Raw genomic sequence first — 20,499 nt, 5'->3', positions numbered from 1 at the left:
ATGTAATTTTTGACAGTTCAACGATAGTTTGTGGTAAGCGCCTAACGCACCCTATTCTCTGAAAAATTTTTATAATACTAATTATGATTAATGCAAAAATAGCAAAATTGTAGGGTGCGTTAGACGGCTTAAATTCAGATTATGAAAGAGATTTAGCAATCCGTCGTAACGCACCATTTTAGTTGTGTCAGTCTACTACTCTCTGAATAATTTTGATAATACCAAATAAAAAAAGGAGATTTTTAATAGATGGCAATTGTAGAAATTTTTCATCAGAATATGTGTGAATCCTACTCAACGGTGCGTTACGGCGCTATGTAATTTTTGACAGTTCAACGATAGTTTGTGGTAAGCGCCTTTTCATGTCGCTCCGCGAAACGCACCCTACTCTCTAAATAATTTTGATAATACCAAATAAAAAAAAGGAGATTTTTAATAGATGCCAATTGTAGAAATTTTTCATCAGAATATGTTTGAATCCTACTCAACGATGCGTTACGGCGCTATGTAATTTTTGACAGTTCAACGATAATTTGTGGTAAGCGCCTTTTCATGTCGCTCCGCGAAACGCACCCTACTCTCTAAATAATTTTGATAATACCAAATCAAAAAAAGGAGATTTTTAATAGATGGCAATTGTAGAAATTTTTCATCAGAATATGTTTGAATCCTACTCAATGGTGCGTTACGGCGCTATGTCATTTTTGACAGTTCAACGATAATTTGTGGTAAGCGCCTTTTCATGTCGCTCCGCGAAACGCACCCTACTCTCTAAATAATTTTGATAATACCAAATAAAAAAAAGGAGATTTTTAATAGATGCCAATTGTAGAAATTTTTCATCAGAATATGTTTGAATCCTACTCAATGGTGCGTTACGGCGCTATGTCATTTTTGACAGTTCAACGATAGTTTCTGGTAAGCGCCTTTTCATGTCGCTCCGCGAAACGCACCCTACTCTCTATTCCCTATTCCCTATTCCCTATTCCCTACTCCCTATTATTATGACTAATACAAAAATAGAGATAGAAAAAATACTAACAAATCTCTACAATTCTTTCGATCCTTTTGAACCATTACCGGCAGGAGATCCTCTTTATGTTGACTGTAAAGAAGTGCGGGGAGATGGAGATGTTTTAGTAGATTTAGGCAGAAAAATTAGACGTGCTAAAAGAATGACTTGCCAACTTTATGCGGGTCATCGAGGGGCAGGAAAATCTACAGAATTACTCAGACTTAAACAACATTTAGAATCAGAGAAAATATTTGTGGTTTATTTTGCTGCGGATGAACAGGATATTGATGCGGAGGATGCCGAATATACAGATATTTTACTGGCTTGTACTCGTCATTTATTGCAAGATTTAAAGGATGTTGCTAAACCTAGTCCTCTACTTAATTGGTTGGAGACTCGCTGGCAAGAATTGAAGGATTTAGCTCTGACAGAAATTGACTTTGAGAAGGCAAATGTTGATGTACAAATATCTGCTTTTGCTAAGTTAACGGCAAATTTAAGGGCAGTACCTAGTCTCCGCAATCAAATTCGGCAGAAAATTAATCCCCACACTGTAACTCTGATTAAAGTTTTGAATGAATTTATTGATGATGCTAAAAGTAATTTACCTAATGGTTGTACAGAATTAGCGGTAATAGTTGATAATTTAGACCGGATAGTGCCTGTTCTGCAAGAGGATAAACGGACTAACCACGACCATATTTTTATCGATCGCTCTGAACAATTAAAGGCTTTAAATTGCCACATTATTTATACGGTTCCTATCTCAATGGTTTACTCCCATAGAGCAGCGGACTTGAGAGAATTTTATTCAGCTCCCCAGGTTTTACCGATGATTATGGTGCAGAAACCTGATGGTAGTAAATACGAACCAGGATTTAATAAAATTAAGGAGTTAATTATCAAGCGAGTGGAAAATTTTGCTCCTAATCTTTCCCTGGAAACTGAGATATTTGATAGTGAAGAAACTTTGAATCAACTCTGCATAATGAGTGGAGGTCATGTGCGCAATTTACTATTATTAATTCAGTCGGCTTTTGACTATACGGATGATTTGCCTATTCCGATAAATGCTATCCGCAGATCAATTACAGATGCTAGAGATATTTATCGGAAAACTGTGGATGATAACCAATGGAAAAGGTTAGCTGAAGTGGCGTTTTCTAGGCAAGTACCTAATGATGATAATTACCGCAGTTTAATGTTTAATCGCTGTATTTTGGAATATTGTTATTATGATCAAGGAGAGAGGAAACGTTGGTATGATGTTCATCCTTTGATTAAGGGTATTCCTGAGTTTAAAAAGGCTGTTGAAACTGTTAATAATAAAGTCGAGTAGTAGACTGACACGGCTAAAATTGTGCATTAAAAAATGGAGCCGATTAGCTAGTCTTGATATCCCTGGCAATTGCTGGAAAAATCTAGTAAAATAGCCTTGATATCGAGAAATTTTTCAGCAAATAGCCTATAGTAATAACAAGGAGGTGATAAAAATGTATGCAATTAAGCTGGAGTTAAAGCTCAACAATAAAGAACGATTGTTGATGGCTCAGTGTGCGGGTTATGCCCGCTTTGTGTATAATTATGGCCTTAATATGGTTAATCAAACCAAGGGCATAACCAAAGTAAATAAGCAGGGTAAAGAGGTTAATTTTAGTTATAACCAACGCATAAACGAAGCCAAGAAAGTCTTTACTAATTATGTAAAAAAACAGCCAGAATATGCTTGGACAAATAACTATTCCTCTCGAATTTATCAAAATGCTTTTATTAATTTAGGAAAAGCATTTAAAAGGTACAAAGAAGGAACTAGCAAGCAACCAAAATTTAAGCGCAAAAAAGAGCGACAAAGTTTTGCAGTTGATTATAGCAATGGGAAAATTACAGTTAAAGCTGGTAACAAAGTAAAAATACCAACATTAGGGACTTTTAGATTATTTGAACCAGTGCCTTACACAACAGCTACTCAAACTTTTACTATTAGCAAAACAGGGGAAAGATGGTTTGTAAGTTTTGCTATAGAAGCAGAGAAATTGCCAGCTCATCCGTTATTAGATGAACGTCCTCAAGAATTTTTTGGTATTGATGTAGGTATTAAACAGTTTGGCACAATAGCTTCATCGGCAGAAAACATGGCTATTGCTCTTCCTGAGTCAATTAAAAAAGAGCAATTAAAGTTGGCCAACTTCCAGTGGCATAACCGCAATAAACAATTAGGCGGCCAGGGTAAGCCAGCTTCTAAAAATGCGATTAAATACTGCAAAAAGCTGGCCAAATATCATGCTCATATTGCTAATATTCGCAAGGATTTTACCCTTAAAAACTACCACGAATTTAGCAGACAATATTAAGCACGTTTGCTTGGAAGATTTAAACGTCAAAGGCATGATGCAAAATCGAAAGTTAGCAGCATCAGTAGCCCGCCAAGGTTTTTATAAATTTAAGCAACGATTGACAACCAAAATTGTTGCTAGTGGCGGAAGTGTTGTATTAGCTGACCAGTGGTTTCCATCATCTAAAACTTGTAGTAATTGCGGTCATATTTACTCAGAACTAAAGCTAAGTGACCGCATCTATAAATGTCCTTATTGTGAAACAGTTATAGACCGCGACTTAAACGCGGCAATTGTGTTATCCCAATATGGGGAAGTTAATCAAAAAACTAGGGTGGGCTGCACCCGAAATTACGCCTGCGAACTGGAAGGAGCCGGCTCCCCAGGTTGAAACAGGAAGCAAGCTGCAAAGGCAAAACCCAGGTTTTTCCTAGTTTTGCAGGAATTGTGTAGGTATTGTACAGCAGGTGAATGGGAAAATTTTTCTTCTGTTGCGTCAAGAGAAATAGTCAAGACATTTTCTGAAGCACTCCGCCGTGAGAAAATGAATCGGCAAATTTTTCTTCTGTTGCGTCAAGAGAAATAGTCGATACATTTTATGAAGCACTCCGCCGTGAGAAAATGAATCGGCAAATTTTCCTTTTATTGCGGATAGAGAAATAGTCGATACATTTTCTGAAGCACCCCGCCGTGAGAAAATGAATCGGCAAATTTTCCTTTTATTGCGGATAGAGAAATAGTCGATACATTTTCTGAAGCACTCCGCCGTGAGAAAATGAATCGGCAAATTTTTCTTCTGTTGCGTCAAGAGAAATAGTCGATACATTTTCTGAAGCACTCCGCCGTGAGAAAATGAATCGGCAAATTTTCCTTTTATTGCGGATAGAGAAATAGTCGATACATTTTCTGAAGCACCCAGGCGTGAGGGATTAATCACCTACTATTTAAGATGTGTCAGTCTACTACTACAAATTTTGCACTACCCATTCATGTCAGCAACAACCATTTGTATAGCGTTCCTTTACCAAACTTCTGTTAAATCTAAAATAAATCCAGGTAATACATCTTCCCCAGATAAATTATTAGGATCTTCCAAAATTTCCACTTCTTGATTTTGCCGATAAATCTCTACTTTCCGGTTTTTACTATCAATTAACCAACCTAATCTTGCACCATCTGAATTAAATTAGTTTTAACCATAATTTTTTACCATTGTTGAAGATAAGATTTTCCGAATAATTAATAATTGATAATTAAATCTTTCAGGTTTAGCGATCGCTTAACAATAAGACTAACAAATTAATTCGTGTATCTTTGCCATAATAAGACCAACAAATTAATCCGTGTATCCGTGGCATAATTCGTGTGAGCTATCCGTGGCATAATCGGTGTGAGCTATTCGTGTGAGCTGAACTAAATTATATTTCAAAAGTAATGAAGGAAGCGATCGCTTAAAATTAGAATAAGACTAAGAAATTAATCCGTGTATCCGTGGCAAAATCCGTGTGAGCTATCCGTGACATAATCGGTGTGAGCTATCCGTGGCATAATCCGTGTGAGCTATTCGTGGCATAATCAGTGTGAGCTATCCGTGGCATAATCGGTGTGAGCTATCCGTGGCATAATCGGTGTAAGCTATCCGTGGCATAATCGGTGTGAGCTATCCGTGGCATAATCGGTGTGAGCTATCCATATAAAATAAGCTAAATTGTCTATCAAAAGCAATGAAGCAAATTAGAATAAGACTAACAAATTAATCCGTGTATCTGTGGCATAATCCGTGTGAGCTATTTCAAAAGCTATGAACCAAGATTTAACAGACTGGGATGAGAATTTATTGAAGGACGCAGAAACGGAATATAAAGCTATAGTTAGATGTCTCAAAAGAACGTTTGGTTTTAGGTTATTGTTTGTGGAATCTTCTCCCGCAGAAGGAACAAAATTAATTGAGAAAGTTAAGCAAGATATTCCTCAGAAAAAAGTTGATGTTTTGCGGTTAAATGAACCAATAAAGAATTTATATAATCTTGTTGCTGATTTGCCAAATCGACTGGATATTAATGTTTTGTTTGTGACTGGTTTGGAAGTTTCTCTGTATGAATATGAGTTGAATAAACTGAAAAATGGCTGGAGTAGTTATGAGAGATATAGTTACAGTGAAAAGGGTGTACCTCCGATTTTAAGTCACCTGAATCAACATCGAGAAAGATTCAGGGATGATTTTGATATTTGCTTTGTTTTTATTGTGCCTGTGTATGCTTTGAAATATTTTATTCATCGTTGCCCAGACTTTTTTGATTGGCGTTCTAATACTTTTGAATTTAAGTCTGATCCGGAGTTAGTAGCTCAAGAATCATCTCGAATTATTCAGGAGGGAGATTATCAGAAATATGGGGATTTAACTGCTGAAGAAAGAAGGCAAAAATTTTTGGATATTCAAGATTTAGTAGAAGATGAAAATAATATTGATGAAGAGAAAGGAAAGCTATTGGTTGAACAGGGATTAATCCTAGAATCAGAAAGTAAATATGAAGAGGCGATCGCTGCTTGTGAAAAAGCTTTAGAAATTGAATCGGAATATCACAAAGCTTGGAATGGTAAAGGTAATGCACTGATAAAATTAGAAAGATATGAAGAGGCGATCGCTGCTTATGAAAAGGCTTTAGAAATTCAACCGGACTATTACAAAGCTTGGAATGGTAAAGGTAATGCACTGAGAAAGTTAGAAAGATATGAAGAGGCGATCACTGCTTATGAAAAAGCTTTAGAAATTAAACCAGACTATCATTATGCTTGGAACAATAAAGGTATTGCACTGGAAAAGTTAGAAAGATACGAAGAGGCTCTTGTTGCTTATGAAAAAGCTTTAGAAATTAAACCAGACTATCACTATGCTTGGGACAATAAGGGAGATGCACTGAGAAAATTAGAAAGATATGAAGAGGCGATCGCTGCTTATGATAAAGCTCTAGAAATTAAACCAGACTATTACTATGCTTGGGATAGTAAAGGATATGCACTGGAAAATTTAGAAAGATATGAAGAGGCGCTTGCTGCTTATGAAAAAGCGATAGAAATCAAACCAGACTATCACTATACTTGGGATAGTAAAGGATATGCACTGGAAAATTTAGAAAGATATGAAGAGGCTCTTGCTGCTTATGAAAAGGCTATAGAAATCAAACCAGACTATCACTATGCTTGGAATTTTAAAGGTTTTCTACTAAAAAAAATAGAAAGATATGGAGAGGCGATCGCTGCTTATGAAAAAGCGATAGAAATTCAACCAGATGATGACTATGCTTGGAATGGTAAAGGCATTGTACTGGAAAATTTAGAAAGATATGAAGAGGCGCTCGCTGCTTATGAAAAAGCGATAGAAATTAAATCAGACTATCACTATGCTTGGAAAAATAAGGGAGATTCTCTGAGAAAATTAGAAAGATATGAAGAGGCGATCGCTGCTTATGAAAAAGCGATAGAAATTCAACCAGATTATCACTATGCTTGGAATGGTAAAGGCATTGCACTGGAAAATTTAGAAAGATATAAAGAGGGACTCGCGGCTTATGAAAAAGCGATAGAAATTCAACCAGATTATCACAACGCTTGGGACAATAAGGGAGATGCACTGAGAAAATTAGAAAGATATGAAGAGGCGATCGCTGCTTATGAAAAAGCTTTAGAAATTCAACCAGATTTTCACTATGCTTGGAATGGTAAAGGCATTGCACTGGAAGATTTAGAAAAATATGAAGAGGCTCTTGCTGCTTATGAAAAAGCGATCAAAATTAAATCATACTATCACTATGCTTGGAAAAATAAGGGAGATGCACTGAGAAATTTAGAAAGATATGAAGAGGCGATCGCTGCTTATGAAAAAGCTTTAGAAATTCAGCCAGACTATCACTATGCTTGGTTTGGTAAAGGTAGTGTTTTCTTACAGTTAAAATTTTATCAACAAGCAATATTTGCATATCAAAAGTCTCTAGAAATTAAACCAGATTATAAAGTTGCCATTAGTAATCTTGGCTTAGTTAAATATGAAATGGGAAAAATAGATGAAGCAATAGAACATTGGCAAGCAGCACTTGAAATTAATAACCAATTTGTAGAACCTCAATTAGCAATAGGAGTTGCCCTCTACAACAAACGTGAAATTTCAGAAGGTTTAGCAATAGCCGAAGCAGGATTAAAATTAGACAAAAATTGGGGAAACTTGCAACGCCTGAAAAAAGAACTTTGGGGTGAAAAACTATTAGCAGATGCAGCAAAATTATTAGAAAATCCTCAGATAAAAACCTTACTCTCTCAGACAGATAACTCCCACACAAACACCCAATAATAAATCATCAATATTACTTCGCAAATAATCCAAAAAGTTAGCGATCGCTCTCCAGAAAAACAAATAATCCTATATCAAGTTAATCCTATATTTTGTAGCAAGAAAAGAGTAGTGGAGTGACACATATTCAATGGTGCCGTGCGACAGATTACTTAATCCTTTTCATCGTCTAAATTTAAGTCGTCTAACGCACCCTACTGGACTGTTTCACCTAAAACTGTGCATTAGGGAGAAAGATTATTGTTGGGTTTATCCTGCGGATAAGCTACGCTAACGTTCCTCAACCCAACCTACACTTATTGCTATTAAGTAGTCGTGCAAAATTATTAGAAAATCCTCAGATAAAAACTTTACTCTCTCAGACAGATAACTCCCATACAAACACCCAATAATAAATCATCAATATTACTTCGCAAATAATCCAAAAAGTTAGCGATCGCTCTCCTGAAAAATAAATAATCCTAGATCAAATTAATCCTATATTTTGTAGCAATAAAATAGTAGTGGAGTGACACATATTCAATGGTGCCGTGCGACAGATTACTTAATCCTTTTCATGGTCTAAATTTAAGTCGTCTAACGCACCCTACTGGACTGACACAGCTAAAACTGTGCATTAGGGAGAAAGATTATTGTTGGGTTTCGTTCCTCAACCCAATCTACATTTATTGCTATTAAGTAGTCGTACAAAATTATTAGAAAATCCTCAGATAAAAACTTTACTCTCTCAGACAGATAACTCCCAGACAAACACCCAATAATAAATCATCAATATTACTTCGCAAATAATCCAAAAAGTTAGCGATCGCTCTCCAGAAAAACAAATAATCCTATATCAAATTAATCCTATATTTTGTAGCAAGAAAAGAGTAGTGGAGTGACACATATTCAATGGTGCCGTGCGACAGATTACTGAATTCTTTTCATGGTCTAAATTTAAGTCGTCTAACGCACCCTACTGAACTTCCGTAGAACGGTATGACTTGCGCGTAATATTATACCTGACTGACATCAATATACAGAACCAAAAGTGCAAACTTGCCTATACTTAAATAAAATTAGGCAAGATGCACTCTACTATTGTTAACCTAATGTATTTCACCCCACCTAATAAGCAAAACATTAAAGAAAATCTAACCCAATAACATTCTTTCGTCATTATGTCAATCATCAGTCTTTGTGAACCAAAATACCTGGAACTGAAAAACCGTCTTATCCAAATACAAGACTTAGAAGCTGCCGCCTCCCTGCTAAATTGGGACCAAACTACCTATATGCCCACTGGAGGAACTTATGCCAGAGGCCGACAAATAGCTACCCTCAAAGAATTTGCCCATCAAAAACGTACCGAGCCAATTATAGGTAAACTCCTCGAAGACCTCCGGGCCTATGAAAAAAGCCTCCCCTACGATTCCACCGAAGCTAGTCTAATCCGCGTTACTCGCCGAGACTACGAGCGTGCTGTCCGAGTCCCCCCAGAATTTATGGCTAAATTTTCCCAACATCAGGCTGTATCTTATGAAGCTTGGGTAAAGGCTAAATCACTCGAAGACTTTTCTATAGTAGAACCGTACTTAGAAAAAACATTAGAACTAAGTCGGGAACTAGCTAGCTTTTTCCCCTACAAACATATTGCCGATCCCCTCATCGACTTTATAGACGAAGGCATGACAGTCTCGATCCTCCGGCCTCTATTTAACCAACTGCGCCAAAAATTACGACCTATTGTTGAAGCTATTACCTCCGCGCCTCCCATAGACGACTCTTGTCTTTACCAACATTTCTCAAAAGAAGAACAACTAAAGTTTGGGTATGCCGTCATCCAACGTATTGGTTTTGATTTTCAGCGAGGCCGACAAGATGAGACACCTCACCCTTTTACTTCTAGCTTTTCTATTGGGGATGTTCGTATTACCACCCGTGTCTATGAAGATAATTTTAGCGAGGCCCTATTTAGTACCATCCATGAAGTAGGCCATGCTCTCTATGAACAAGGTATTGGTTTGGAATTAGAGGGTACTCCCCTCGCGGAAGGAAGTTCTAGTGGTATCCATGAAAGCCAATCGAGATTATGGGAAAATATAGTGGGTCGTAGTCGTGGATTTTGGGAATGTTTTTATCCCCAACTACAGGGTATTTTTCTTAAACAACTTAGTCCTGTTTCTGTTTCGGAATTTTATCGGGCTATTAATAAGGTGGCGAGGTCTCCTATTCGTACTGATGCTGATGAGGTGACATATAATCTTCATGTGATGATTCGGTTTGATTTGGAATTGGCTATGTTGGAGGGTAAGTTGGATGTGTCTGACCTTCCTGAAGCTTGGAATGAACGTTATAAAAAAGATTTAGGTATTTTTCCTGCTAATGACAGTGAAGGGGTAATGCAGGATGTACATTGGTATGGTGAGATGATTGGGGGAATGTTTCAAGGATATACTTTGGGTAATTTAATAGCTGCTCAAGTTTATCAAGCTGCGGTTAAGTATAACCCAGAAATTACTGTTGCTATTGAGCGGGGTAATTTTACTCTTTTACACACATGGTTGAAACAAAATATTCATCAACATGGTCGCAAATATACTGCTAATGAATTAATTCATCGGGTAACAGGTAAACCTTTAAGTATTGAGCCATTTATTAATTATATTCAAGATAAATATAGCAATATATATCATCTGAAAGTTCCGCTTTCTGCTTGAATAAAATTTTTTTTCAAAACAGGTAATCAGAGCTTCAGTTAATGTTTGGGCTGATTTAAGTGTCTATGCTAAATTTATTCAAAACTATCAACCCTTCACAATTATTAGATCGGAAGGATATTCTCTGTTCAGCAAAAAATCAAGTCAGCTAATGTCTCAAATTTTTTTCAAAATAATCCGGATAATCAGATAAATTTAAGATGAAAAAAACAGGTTCAATATTTCAATCCCAATGCTTTCCTAGGTGATGCTGCGCAAACAGGCAGAGGAGAGGTACTGATAACTGTTAAAAAAGTTCCTCTATGCTTATGCTAACTGAATAACTGATAATTGAAATGACTCCTAGAAATTCTCTAATTGTAGCCATCTATAAAATTAGGATAAATGCACTGCAAAAAAATATACAAATAGTTGCATCTATTTATAGAAATGGAAGATGATAATATTAACTGTATAGCTATAGTGAGTTTTTAGCCTTGAGCAATTGCATCTCAAGTCCTAATTACAAACATCAGAAAAGCTATCTAAAATAAGTGGTCAACACTCAAGGATCGGCGATCGCTCTCTTGATGTATAGAAAAAGACTTAAATCCCTCCTAAACGATCCGGTGCTTGGGGTTGTGGAGGACTTTGATTCCAGCTCAAAAAACCTGTTTTGCTACCCGACATATTTGCAGAGCATTCTGTCAGGTTAAATGCAATAGAATAGGTAATAGGGAAAGTATAATGATGGGTTTCCCCATTAATACCTGTTACCCATCAAGTATCTAACTCCAAAATTTGCTAAAACAATCAATTTTTATCGTCAAAAATCAATTATTATCCCTTGCCTCTTGCCAAGGAAATTGATGAAGAGTTAGGGTTATTTCCCCAAAAAAAAAAGAAGTAATCATCACAACAAAATTATTATGATGCGTATTCCTACTATTACTACTCTATTAAGTTTAGTCGCCCTGTTTAACTTTACCCCCGCTAGGGCAATTGCTTCTAATAAAACAGAACCTTTGATAACAGAAAAAGAAGGAAGTTTAATTCCTAAATTAAATTCCAATAATTTTATCTTTGAGCAACTAGATAGAATCAAAACTAAGTTGCCACAAAAACAAGAAAATCAAAATTTTCTAATACCTTTTATTCCTGAAAATTCGAGATTTTCAAGTAAACCTGCTGAACCTGAATTATTCTCTGAACCTTTTTATCCGGGTGTTCCTCAAAAACAAAAAAATCAAAAGAATATATCAGAGGGTTCCCGAGGTGCAGAAGTCTGGGCAGTACAAAGACGTTTGCAAGCTAGAGGTTTTAACCCAGGCGCCATAGATAGTCTATTTGGTGCCCGGACTACAAAAGCAGTTAGAGCTTTTCAAAAGTCTGTGGGATTTACTGTTACAGGTATCGTTGATGAAGCTACTTGGACAGCTTTAGCTAAACCATCATTTGCCTCTCGCTCAACTGTTCAAAGAGAAAAGTTATCTCAAACAGAAAAGTTATCAATCCCAAAGCAAAATCAAGTAGTTGAAGTAGAAAAGATATTAGCTAAAGGAGACAGGGGATCTAAAGTTAAAACCTTACAAATGCGTCTGGAAACGATGGGTTTTAATCCAGGACCAATTGATGGAATTTTTGGCAAGAAAACTATAGGAGCAGTCAAGGAATTTCAAAAATCTAAAGGAATTAAAGCTGATGGAATAGTTAATCAAAAAACTTGGGCAGCTTTCAGTCAGAAGTCAAAGTAAACTGAACTCAATGCAGAATTGAGAATTCAGAATGGCAGATTTGAACGGCGAAAAACTTGGAAATTTTTACTGAATTTAGAATTCAAAATTGAGAATTCAGAATGGCAGATTTGAAGGGCGAAAAACTTGGAAACTTACAAAAGTTTCCGGCAATTATTTGACATTTTCTCTGAATTGAGAATTCAGAATTTAGAATTCAGAATGGCAGATTTGAACGGCGAAAAACTTGGAAATTTTTACTGAATTTAGAATTCAAAATTTAGAATTCAGAATGGCAGATTTTAAGGGCGAAAAACTTGGAAATTTACAACAGTTTCCGGCAATTATTTGACATTTTTACTGAATTTAGAATTCAAAATTGAGAATTCAGAATGGCAGATTTGAAGGGCGAAAAACTTGGAAATTTACAACAGTTTCCGGCAATTATTTGACATTTTTACTGAATTTAGAATTCAAAATTGAGAATTCAGAATGGCAGATTTGAAGGGCGAAAAACTTGGAAATTTTCACTGAATTGAGAATTCAAAATTGAGAATTCAGAATTTAGAATTCAGAATGGCAGATTTGAACGGCTAAAAACTTTGATACTCACAACAGTTTCCGGCAATGATTTGACATTTTCTCTGAATTGAGAATTCAGAATGGCAGATTTGAACGGCTAAAAACTTTGACATTGACAACAGTTTCAGACAATTATTTGAAATTTTCTCAGAATTGAGAATTCCGAATTGAGAATTCAGAATGCTAGATTTGCTCGGCTAAAAACTTGGAAATTTACAACAGTTTCCGGCAATTATTTGAGATTTTCTCAGAATTGAGAATTCCGAATTGAGAATTCAGAATGCTAGATTTGCTCGGCTAAAAACTTGGAAATTTACAACAGTTTCCGGCAATTATTTGACATTTAAAGTTTGAAACTATTTGTGACCAAAAAATAAGGTCTCAAACCTCCCCAATAAAGGGGATGAAAAAAACAGGTTCAATATTTCAATCCCAATACTTTCCTAGGTCATGCGGAGCAAACAGGCAGAGGTACTGATAACTGAAATGACATTCTTAAAGTGAATTAGTACAAACTTTTACTCTTTGAGAATTGACTGCTAATTGCACCATAATTCCAGCAAAAATACGTCAACTTTATCAAGAGCGATCGGCGATTTTTATATTTTTCGCCGATCGCTTTGTTCTATCTATAAATATAGCAATTCCCCAAGAAGGGTTAAATATAAAATTCCTTAATTTTAGGTCAGAAATAGAGACATTGTATGCAACGCCCGTAAAAAATAGTAATACCATTTCTAAAAAAGAATGCTATACCTGATGGGGTGGGAAAGTGTGGGAAGTGTGGGATGTATAGGGATATGTTAAAAGTAGGAAAAGTCTATATTAACCGACTAATAATTGTCGAAAACAGACTTTGAATCTTGGTAACTATTTAACTGTTGAAGTATTGCTGAAGTATAGCATCACTTTGGGAATTAGTATAACTCAGGTTCAGTCAGAATACTAAAAAAGAAAAACAACCGTACTTCAGTCACTTGAGAAACGCTATACTAATTACAACTACTTATATTTATGCTATTAACTCATAGCTAATAACTGATAGCTGTTAGCTATGCATTCCAAAGGAAATGCTTAGTAGAAAAACAACCAAATAAAGGTCTAAGACCAGAATCCATGCGTCGAAAATCTACCTTAGGGATTATTTTATTCTTACTTACCCTAACATTAATAATTCTACACGGTTCAGTAATCAATAAATATACACATAATTACCAACCATCAAATCAAATAAAAAAAGCTAAAATCTGGGAAAATTATGATTTAGAAAAAGCAAAAAATAACTTTTCTAAATCTTCAGTAGAAGATTTTCTTGAACCCCAAAAATTATATAATTATCAAACTGTTATTAACAGAAAAAATACACCCAGATTTAACAATATATCAACCTCACAATCTCAGCTAACCTACGAATCAATTGATATTTTGTGGCTCTTACTTTGCTCTGGATTAGTATTTATAATGCAGCCTGGATTTATGTGTTTAGAATCCGGACTTACCAGGTCAAAAAATAATATTAATGTTGCTATTAAAAACTTAACTGATTTTGGTATTTCAGTGGGTTGCTTTTGGGGTTTTGGGTTTGCCTTTATGTTTGGAACTTCTGCTGCTGGAATAATTGGCCATAGCAACTTCTTCTTAGCAACCGATCTGCAACCTTTTGATGCGGCCTTCTTTTTATTCCAAGCTATGTTTTGTGGCACAGCTACAACCATCGTTTCTGGTGCCGTAGCTGAACGGATGAAATTTGCTGCCTATCTATTTGTTGCCTTCATAGTTTCAGGTTTTATTTATCCCTTATGTGGCCATTGGGTTTGGAATGGAGTTGATACAGGTATATTAACAGGTTGGCTTGGACAACGTGGTTTTATTGACTTTGCAGGTTCAACCGTTGTTCATAGTATTGGTGGCTGGGTTTCTTTAGCAGTTTTATTAGTCATTGGGCCTCGTACTGGCAGATTTCCTAGCGATCGCCCACCAGAAAAAATTCATGGTTCTAATTTGCCCCTATCAGTATTAGGAGCAATGCTAATTTGGTTTGGTTGGTTTGGATTTAACGGCGGAAGTACCCTAGCATTAAATGGACAAGTAGCAAGTATTTTTGTCAATACTATTCTTGGGAGTGTGGCAGGAATGCTGACTAATCTTGGCATTAGTTGGTATATCAGAGGCATTCCTAGTGTTGAGTTACTTATCAATGGAACTTTAGCAGGTTTAGTTGCTATTACAGCAAGTTGTCATGCAGTTACACCTTTTTCTGCCGTGGCCATTGGTGCTATTGGTGGAGTAGTTACTATTTTAGTAGAGCAAGCTTTAGAGAAAATTAGTGTGGATGATGCTGTTGGAGCTATTCCAGTTCACCTCGGTGCAGGTATTTGGGGAACTTTAGCAGTAGCTTTATTTGGAAAGGTAGAGGTATTAGGTACTGGTCTTAATTTTAGCCAACAATTGAGAGTTCAGTTATTAGGAGTTTGTGCAGCTTTTCTATTAGGATTTTGTGTTGTATACCCAATTTTATTAATTACAAATAAGTTTGTTTTATTGCGAGTTTCTAGAGAAGATGAACATATCGGTTTAAATGTTTCTGAACACCATGCGAAAACAGAAATATTAGATTTATTTCGAGTAATGAATTCTCAAGCTCGGACAAAAGATTTAAGTTTACGAGTGCCTGTAGAACCTTTCACTTCGGTTGGTCAAATTGCTGAAAGATATAATCAGGTTATGGATGCTTTAGAGGAAGTTACTGCTAGAAATGATGCCATTATTAAAGTCGCTACAGATGCAATTATTACTTTTACTAAACCAGGACTGGAAATTATTAGTGTAAATCCTAGTGCGCAGAAAATTTTTGGCTACAAAGATCAAGATTTAGTAGGAACTTCTATTCATGGAATACTTGATTTTACTATTAATCCATTAACGATGGAAAAAATGGATAGTGATGAATTATTTACGGAAGTAAAAAAGTTAATAGTAGAACCATTAAAATTCTGGCTTAATCCAAATTTGATATTCTCTCCCACTAGGGAAATTATAGATGCTTATTATAGATTTGATATTCAGGATATTCAACCTAAAAATTGGCAATCTTATTTTCCTAATTTTCTTAATTTATTAGAGGAAAATTTAGCAAGTATCCAAACATATTTAAAGACCAAAAACAAAATTCAGAAAAAAAAATATTATACAGAAATACTGATATCTAAAATTGCTGAAACTGCAAATATATACGAATTAGTTGGTATTCGTAGTGATGGTTCCTTATTTCCTATGGAATTTGCTGTCAGGGAAGCTAAATTAAATCAAAACAAATTCTACATCGGCACTTTTAGAGATATTTCTGAAAGAAAGGAATCAGAAGTAAAGCTGAAAGAAAATGAACAAAGATTTCGGAGTTTATCTAGAGCAACTTTTGAAGGAATTATTATTCATCAACAAGGACAAATTGTCGAAGCCAATACATCAGCAACTAAAATGTTTCAATATAAATTATCAGAAATGATTGGGATGAATGGATTGGAACTAATTGACTCCAAATATCGAGATTTAGTATGGGAAAATCTGAATTCTGGATATGAAAAACCTTATGAGGTAATTGCACTTAGAAAAGATGGTTCTACCTTTCCTCTAGAAATAGAGGCAAAAGCATTTTTTTATAATGGTAATCAACATAGAGTCAGTGCTATACGAGATATAACTGAGCGGAAATTAGCAGAGGCAGCTTTGCGAGAAAGTGAAGAAAGATTTAGAGGTATTATGGAACAAGCAGCAGATGCTTTTATTATTCATAATTTGCAAGGAAAAATTGTTGATGTAAATCAAAGTACCTGTCAAGGTTTAGGATATAATCGCGAAGAGTTATTGAATCTTTATGTAGAAGATATTGAGGTAAATTTTGCATCAGAAGAAATTTATAAACAGTGGCAAGAACTAATTCCTGGTTTACCTATAACTGTACAAGGAACTCACAGACGCAAAGATGGTACAACTTTTCCAGTAGAGATACGTCTCGGTTTATTAAAAGCAGGCAATGGTAACTTAATCTTGGCTCTTTGTCGTGATATAACTGAAAGGAAAAAAGCAGAAGAAGCTTTACTTTTAGAACAGGAAAAGTCAGAGAAATTATTGTTAAATATTCTGCCTAAACCTATTGCTGATAAATTGAAAGAAAATCAAGACATAATTGCAGAAGGGTTTCCTGAAGTTACAGTTTTATTTGCAGATTTAGTAGGGTTTACTGAGTTGGCAAGTTGTACTCATCCAGAGAGATTAGTTTATTGGTTAAATGAGATTTTTTCTAGGTTTGATTTATTAGCAGAAAAGTATGGTTTGGAAAAAATTAAGACTATTGGGGATGCTTATATGGTTGTGGGAGGGTTGCCTAAACCAATGGAAAATCATGCTGAGGCGATCGCTCTCATGGCTATTGATATGTTGGAGGAAGTTGCCCATTTTGCTAATGAACATGAACAAGATTTTCGTATCCGGATTGGTATTAATACTGGCCCAGTAGTAGCTGGTGTGATTGGACGTAAAAAGTTTATCTATGATCTATGGGGTGATACTGTAAATGTTGCTAGTCGTATGGAGTCTCATGGTATACCAGATGTTATCCAAGTGACAGAGGCAACTTATCTGATATTGCAGCAGAAATTTTTGTTTACAGAACGGGAACCAACTATTTATATTAAGGGTAAGGGGTACATGAAGGCTTATTTTTTGGAGAGAGTGAGGGAGTAGGGGGAGGCGCTCACACGGATTATGCCACGGATACGCGGATTAAGAGGTATGGGAGGTGTGGGGAGTGGGGTAGGCGCTCACACGGATTATGCCACGGATATACGGATTAAGAGGTATGGGAGGTGCGGGATGTGTGAGAAGTGCGGGAAGTGCGGGGAGCGTGGGAAGTGTGGGGAGATCGAATCTTGTCTGCTCAAAATGCTAACTTTTTGCAGCTCTAAAGGCCGAAAACCAGGAACTTTTGCCAAGCATCAAAAAGGCTATAATCTTTATGTATCAATACTTTGATATTTAATCAGTAGAGCAATATGTATAAAAAACTGAGGGTAACTGTAAAAAATTTTGATTTGTGTGTTATAGTTAAATTCATGCGGATGTGGCGGAATTGGTAGACGCGCTAGATTTAGGTTCTAGTTTCTTCGGAAGTGGGGGTTCAAGTCCCTTTATCCGCACTATTATTACAAGCTATATAATATATAGCTTTCGATTTTTTCTATAAGATGATGTCCAATAGCTTCTCTCTAAAATCCCTCATATAGCAAGAATTACAGAGGATAACGAGAGAACTTCTTTTCAACTATCTATACAAATAAATCATCAAAGATTTATTCCCTATAAAAAATTTAGTCAGGTTCAACTCCCTTCATCTACATTAGAATTCAAAAGTCAAAAGTCAAAAGTTAAAAGTAAGAATTTTCAAGTTAAAAGCTAATCCACAGTTTTAGCTGTGTCAATCCAATACTTCTATTGTCTGGAGAGTACAAAGTTCTTCTAAAAAAAGATTTACTTTCATTCTTGAAAGTATTACTGATAAAAGCTTACAGCACATACCGCTCAGTCTCGCGAGTTTCTAACTTTGGGATTGCTGATAGCCATTGCTAGCAATGGTTATTCCAAGAACTTTGTACTGTCTAGTTCTATTGTGTATAGAGCAATAATAGTTTCATTTTCTGAAGCACCCGTCAGAGGAGATGGGTAGTGAAATTTTCCGACTATTGCGTATGGAGCAATAATAGATTCATTTTTGAAAGCACCCCATCAGAGGAGATGGGTAGTGAAATTTCCCGACTATTGCGTATGGAGCAATAATAGATTCATTTTTGAAAGCACCCGTCAGAGGAGATGGGTAGTGAAATTTTCCGACTATTGTGTATGGAGCAATAATAGATTCATTTCCTGAAGCACCCCACCAGAGGAGATGGATAGTGAAATTTCCCGACTATTGCGTATGGAGCAATAATAGATTCATTTTCTGAAGCACCCCGCCAGAGGAGATGGGTAGTGAAATTTCCCGACTATTGCGTATGGAGCAATAATAGATTCATTTTCTGAAGCACCCCGCCAGAGGAGATGGATAGTGAAATTTCCCGACTATTGCGTATGGAGCAATAATAGATTCATTTTCTGAAGCACCCCGCCAGAGGAGATGGGTAGTGAAATTTCCCGACTATTGCGTATGGAGCAATAATAGATTCATTTTCTGAAGCACCCCGCCAGAGGAGATGGGTAGTGGAATTTTCCGACTATTGTGTATAGAGCAATAATAGATTCATTTTCTGAAGCACTCCACCAGAGGAGATGGATAGTGAAATTTCCCGACTATTGCGTATGGAGCAATAATAGATTCATTTTCTGAAGCACCCCGCCAGAGGAGATGGGTAGTGGAATTTTCCTACTGAACTAATACACCTTAAATGTTGCATTAGAAAAAATCCTCAAACCTTGCTATAAGAGGAACTATACGAAAAAAGCGCTATGCAAAGTTTTAGCTTTGCCAGTCCAGTAGATATCAGATTTCAAGATATAGTCAAAGGTATCCCATTATCCTTTGGTTTCAAATTCAACAAAAAAGGAACAGCTTTTTTTACCCAAGACTCAACAGGGGTAAAAGACTTTGCCTCCTCTCCAAAACAAATATCTAACATATCAGTATAAATAATTCCTGGGTTAAGAGGAATAGCTGCTATTCCTGACGGTAACTCCTGAGCTAAAGCACCAGTCAAACCTTCAATCGCCCACTTTGAAGCACAATAAGGCCCTACTTGTGGAGAAGTCGAACGTCCCCAGCCAGAACTAAAATTAATAATAATACCACTTCCCTTAGAAATCATAGCAGGCACAAAATGACGTATCACATTTGCCACACCCTTAATATTAATATCAATTAATTGGGAAAAATCCTTACTATCAACTTTCCAGACAGGTGCTGGTTGATTAATTATGGCTGCATTATTTATTAACAAATCTGGCGGTGAGTAATTAGTTAGAGTTTTACTTGCCCACTCTTGCACAGAATTTTCATCTGCTACATTCACACAAGTAAACTGATGTGGATTAGCATATTTATTAGTTAAATTTTCTACAGCAGATTTAGAACGAGCGCAACCTATAACAGTATGACCTAACCGAATAAATTCATCAGTCATCGCTTTACCTAAACCCCGACTTACCCCTGTAATTACAATTACCTTTTTCATTGGAAATCAATAGATATTAAATAAATAAATCGCATTTTCCGAGTTAGGAAAATTGATAACTCTTGTATCTTAACTAATTTATTTTACTTTCAGTTTAAAAAGATATCTATTAAGTAGTGATGGCAAATAAATTTCCTAGTCGATCAAAGCAATAGACAAGAAGCAATAGATATTTGGCGATGAAAAATCTCCTACTAGAAAATTTTCCAACTTTGTAGACAAACAAATAGAGTAATCAGGAATTAGATGTGAGAATTCTACTATTCCTGAAAATAAATCTAGAATAGAGCAGTTATCTTTTTCAGAAAATACAGTTTTTTAATTCTTCTCTATTTCTTATTCCCTATTCCCTACTATCTATTTAGATAGATATTTGACGATGAAAAATCTCCTACTAGAAAATTTTCCAACTTTGTAGACAAACAAATAGAGCAATCAGGAATCAGATGTGATAATTTTACTCTTCCTGAAAATCAACATAGAATAGAGCAGTTATCTTTTTCAGAAAATACAGTTTTTTAATTCTTCTCTATTCCTTATTCCCTATTCCCTACTCCCTAATATCTATTTAGATAGATATTTGACGATGAAAA

At 35.8% G+C, this 20,499-nt stretch carries 11 protein-coding genes, 1 tRNA gene and 1 pseudogene; 10 read left to right on the top strand and 3 right to left on the bottom strand.

Annotated elements, in window-relative coordinates; all coding sequences use genetic code 11:
* The first annotated feature begins 1,004 nt into the window (after positions 1-1,004).
* The 3 genes from F6K40_RS07840 (at position 1,005) to F6K40_RS07830 (ending at position 3,739) form a co-directional block, all read left to right on the top strand.
* Positions 1,005-2,354: an ATP-binding protein gene (locus tag F6K40_RS07840; protein WP_293133778.1), complete on the top strand. Its 1,350-nt coding sequence runs from the start codon at positions 1,005-1,007 to the stop codon at positions 2,352-2,354.
* 154 nt (positions 2,355-2,508) lie between these two features.
* The gene (locus F6K40_RS07835) at positions 2,509-3,366 is read left to right on the top strand and encodes an RNA-guided endonuclease InsQ/TnpB family protein (RefSeq protein ID WP_293133776.1); all 858 of its coding nucleotides are present in this window, start codon (positions 2,509-2,511) and stop codon (positions 3,364-3,366) included.
* Positions 3,260-3,739: an RNA-guided endonuclease InsQ/TnpB family protein gene (locus F6K40_RS07830; RefSeq protein ID WP_365670606.1), complete on the top strand. Its 480-nt coding sequence runs from the start codon at positions 3,260-3,262 to the stop codon at positions 3,737-3,739. Before F6K40_RS07835 ends, F6K40_RS07830 begins: the two co-directional genes overlap by 107 nt.
* A gap of 105 nt (positions 3,740-3,844) precedes the next feature.
* On the opposite strand, the gene F6K40_RS07825 is transcribed toward F6K40_RS07830, so the two are convergent.
* Entirely contained in the window at positions 3,845-4,285 is a 441-nt protein-coding gene (locus tag F6K40_RS07825; protein WP_293133772.1) for a hypothetical protein, read from the bottom strand.
* 84 nt (positions 4,286-4,369) lie between these two features.
* Positions 4,370-4,525, bottom strand: a pseudogene (locus F6K40_RS07820) (Uma2 family endonuclease); the annotation flags it as partial.
* Between the two features lie 624 nt (positions 4,526-5,149).
* Between F6K40_RS07820 and F6K40_RS07815 the strand changes: the two are divergent.
* The 7 genes from F6K40_RS07815 (at position 5,150) to F6K40_RS07785 (ending at position 17,881) form a co-directional block, all read left to right on the top strand.
* Positions 5,150-7,693, top strand: coding sequence for a tetratricopeptide repeat protein (locus F6K40_RS07815; protein WP_293133770.1), 2,544 nt, complete (start codon positions 5,150-5,152; stop codon positions 7,691-7,693).
* 1,160 nt (positions 7,694-8,853) lie between these two features.
* The gene (locus F6K40_RS07810; protein ID WP_293133769.1) at positions 8,854-10,392 is read left to right on the top strand and encodes a carboxypeptidase M32; all 1,539 of its coding nucleotides are present in this window, start codon (positions 8,854-8,856) and stop codon (positions 10,390-10,392) included.
* A 908-nt stretch (positions 10,393-11,300) separates the two neighbouring features.
* Positions 11,301-12,125 (top strand): peptidoglycan-binding domain-containing protein, encoded by an 825-nt coding sequence (locus tag F6K40_RS07805; RefSeq protein WP_293133768.1) that lies wholly within the window; start codon positions 11,301-11,303, stop codon positions 12,123-12,125.
* Between the two features lie 1,093 nt (positions 12,126-13,218).
* Positions 13,219-13,446 carry a hypothetical protein gene (locus F6K40_RS07800; protein ID WP_293133765.1) on the top strand — a complete coding sequence of 76 codons (228 nt, stop codon included), beginning with the start codon at positions 13,219-13,221 and terminating at the stop codon, positions 13,444-13,446.
* A gap of 356 nt (positions 13,447-13,802) precedes the next feature.
* On the top strand, positions 13,803-17,429 hold the full coding sequence (amt, locus tag F6K40_RS07795; protein ID WP_293133762.1) for an ammonium transporter: 3,627 nt from the start codon (positions 13,803-13,805) through the stop codon (positions 17,427-17,429).
* Between the two features lie 21 nt (positions 17,430-17,450).
* A complete protein-coding gene (locus tag F6K40_RS07790) occupies positions 17,451-17,717 on the top strand; it encodes a hypothetical protein (RefSeq protein ID WP_293133759.1) in 267 nt (88 codons plus the stop codon).
* 82 nt (positions 17,718-17,799) lie between these two features.
* Positions 17,800-17,881: transfer RNA gene (locus tag F6K40_RS07785), tRNA-Leu, on the top strand.
* A gap of 1,344 nt (positions 17,882-19,225) precedes the next feature.
* Here the strand turns inward: F6K40_RS07785 and F6K40_RS07780 are convergent.
* Positions 19,226-19,906 (bottom strand): SDR family oxidoreductase, encoded by a 681-nt coding sequence (locus F6K40_RS07780; protein ID WP_293133756.1) that lies wholly within the window; start codon positions 19,904-19,906, stop codon positions 19,226-19,228.
* Positions 19,907-20,499 lie beyond the last annotated feature (593 nt).

Origin of the sequence: Okeania sp. SIO3I5 (assembly GCF_010672085.1) — a bacterium.
GTDB lineage: Bacteria > Cyanobacteriota > Cyanobacteriia > Cyanobacteriales > Microcoleaceae > Trichodesmium.
This window is presented reverse-complemented; position numbering and strand designations above follow the sequence as displayed.

Bases quoted from the DNA above. Each gene is read 5' to 3' on its own strand.
- F6K40_RS07780 (WP_293133756.1), bottom strand. From the start codon at position 19,906: ATGAAAAAGGTAATTGTAATTACAGGGGTAAGTCGGGGTTTAGGTAAA.
- amt (WP_293133762.1), top strand. From the start codon at position 13,803: ATGCGTCGAAAATCTACCTTAGGGATTATTTTATTCTTACTTACCCTA.
- F6K40_RS07835 (WP_293133776.1), top strand. From the start codon at position 2,509: ATGTATGCAATTAAGCTGGAGTTAAAGCTCAACAATAAAGAACGATTG.
- F6K40_RS07840 (WP_293133778.1), top strand. From the start codon at position 1,005: ATGACTAATACAAAAATAGAGATAGAAAAAATACTAACAAATCTCTAC.
- F6K40_RS07810 (WP_293133769.1), top strand. From the start codon at position 8,854: ATGTCAATCATCAGTCTTTGTGAACCAAAATACCTGGAACTGAAAAAC.
- F6K40_RS07815 (WP_293133770.1), top strand. From the start codon at position 5,150: ATGAACCAAGATTTAACAGACTGGGATGAGAATTTATTGAAGGACGCA.
- F6K40_RS07790 (WP_293133759.1), top strand. From the start codon at position 17,451: ATGCCACGGATACGCGGATTAAGAGGTATGGGAGGTGTGGGGAGTGGG.
- F6K40_RS07805 (WP_293133768.1), top strand. From the start codon at position 11,301: ATGATGCGTATTCCTACTATTACTACTCTATTAAGTTTAGTCGCCCTG.
- F6K40_RS07830 (WP_365670606.1), top strand. From the start codon at position 3,260: ATGCGATTAAATACTGCAAAAAGCTGGCCAAATATCATGCTCATATTG.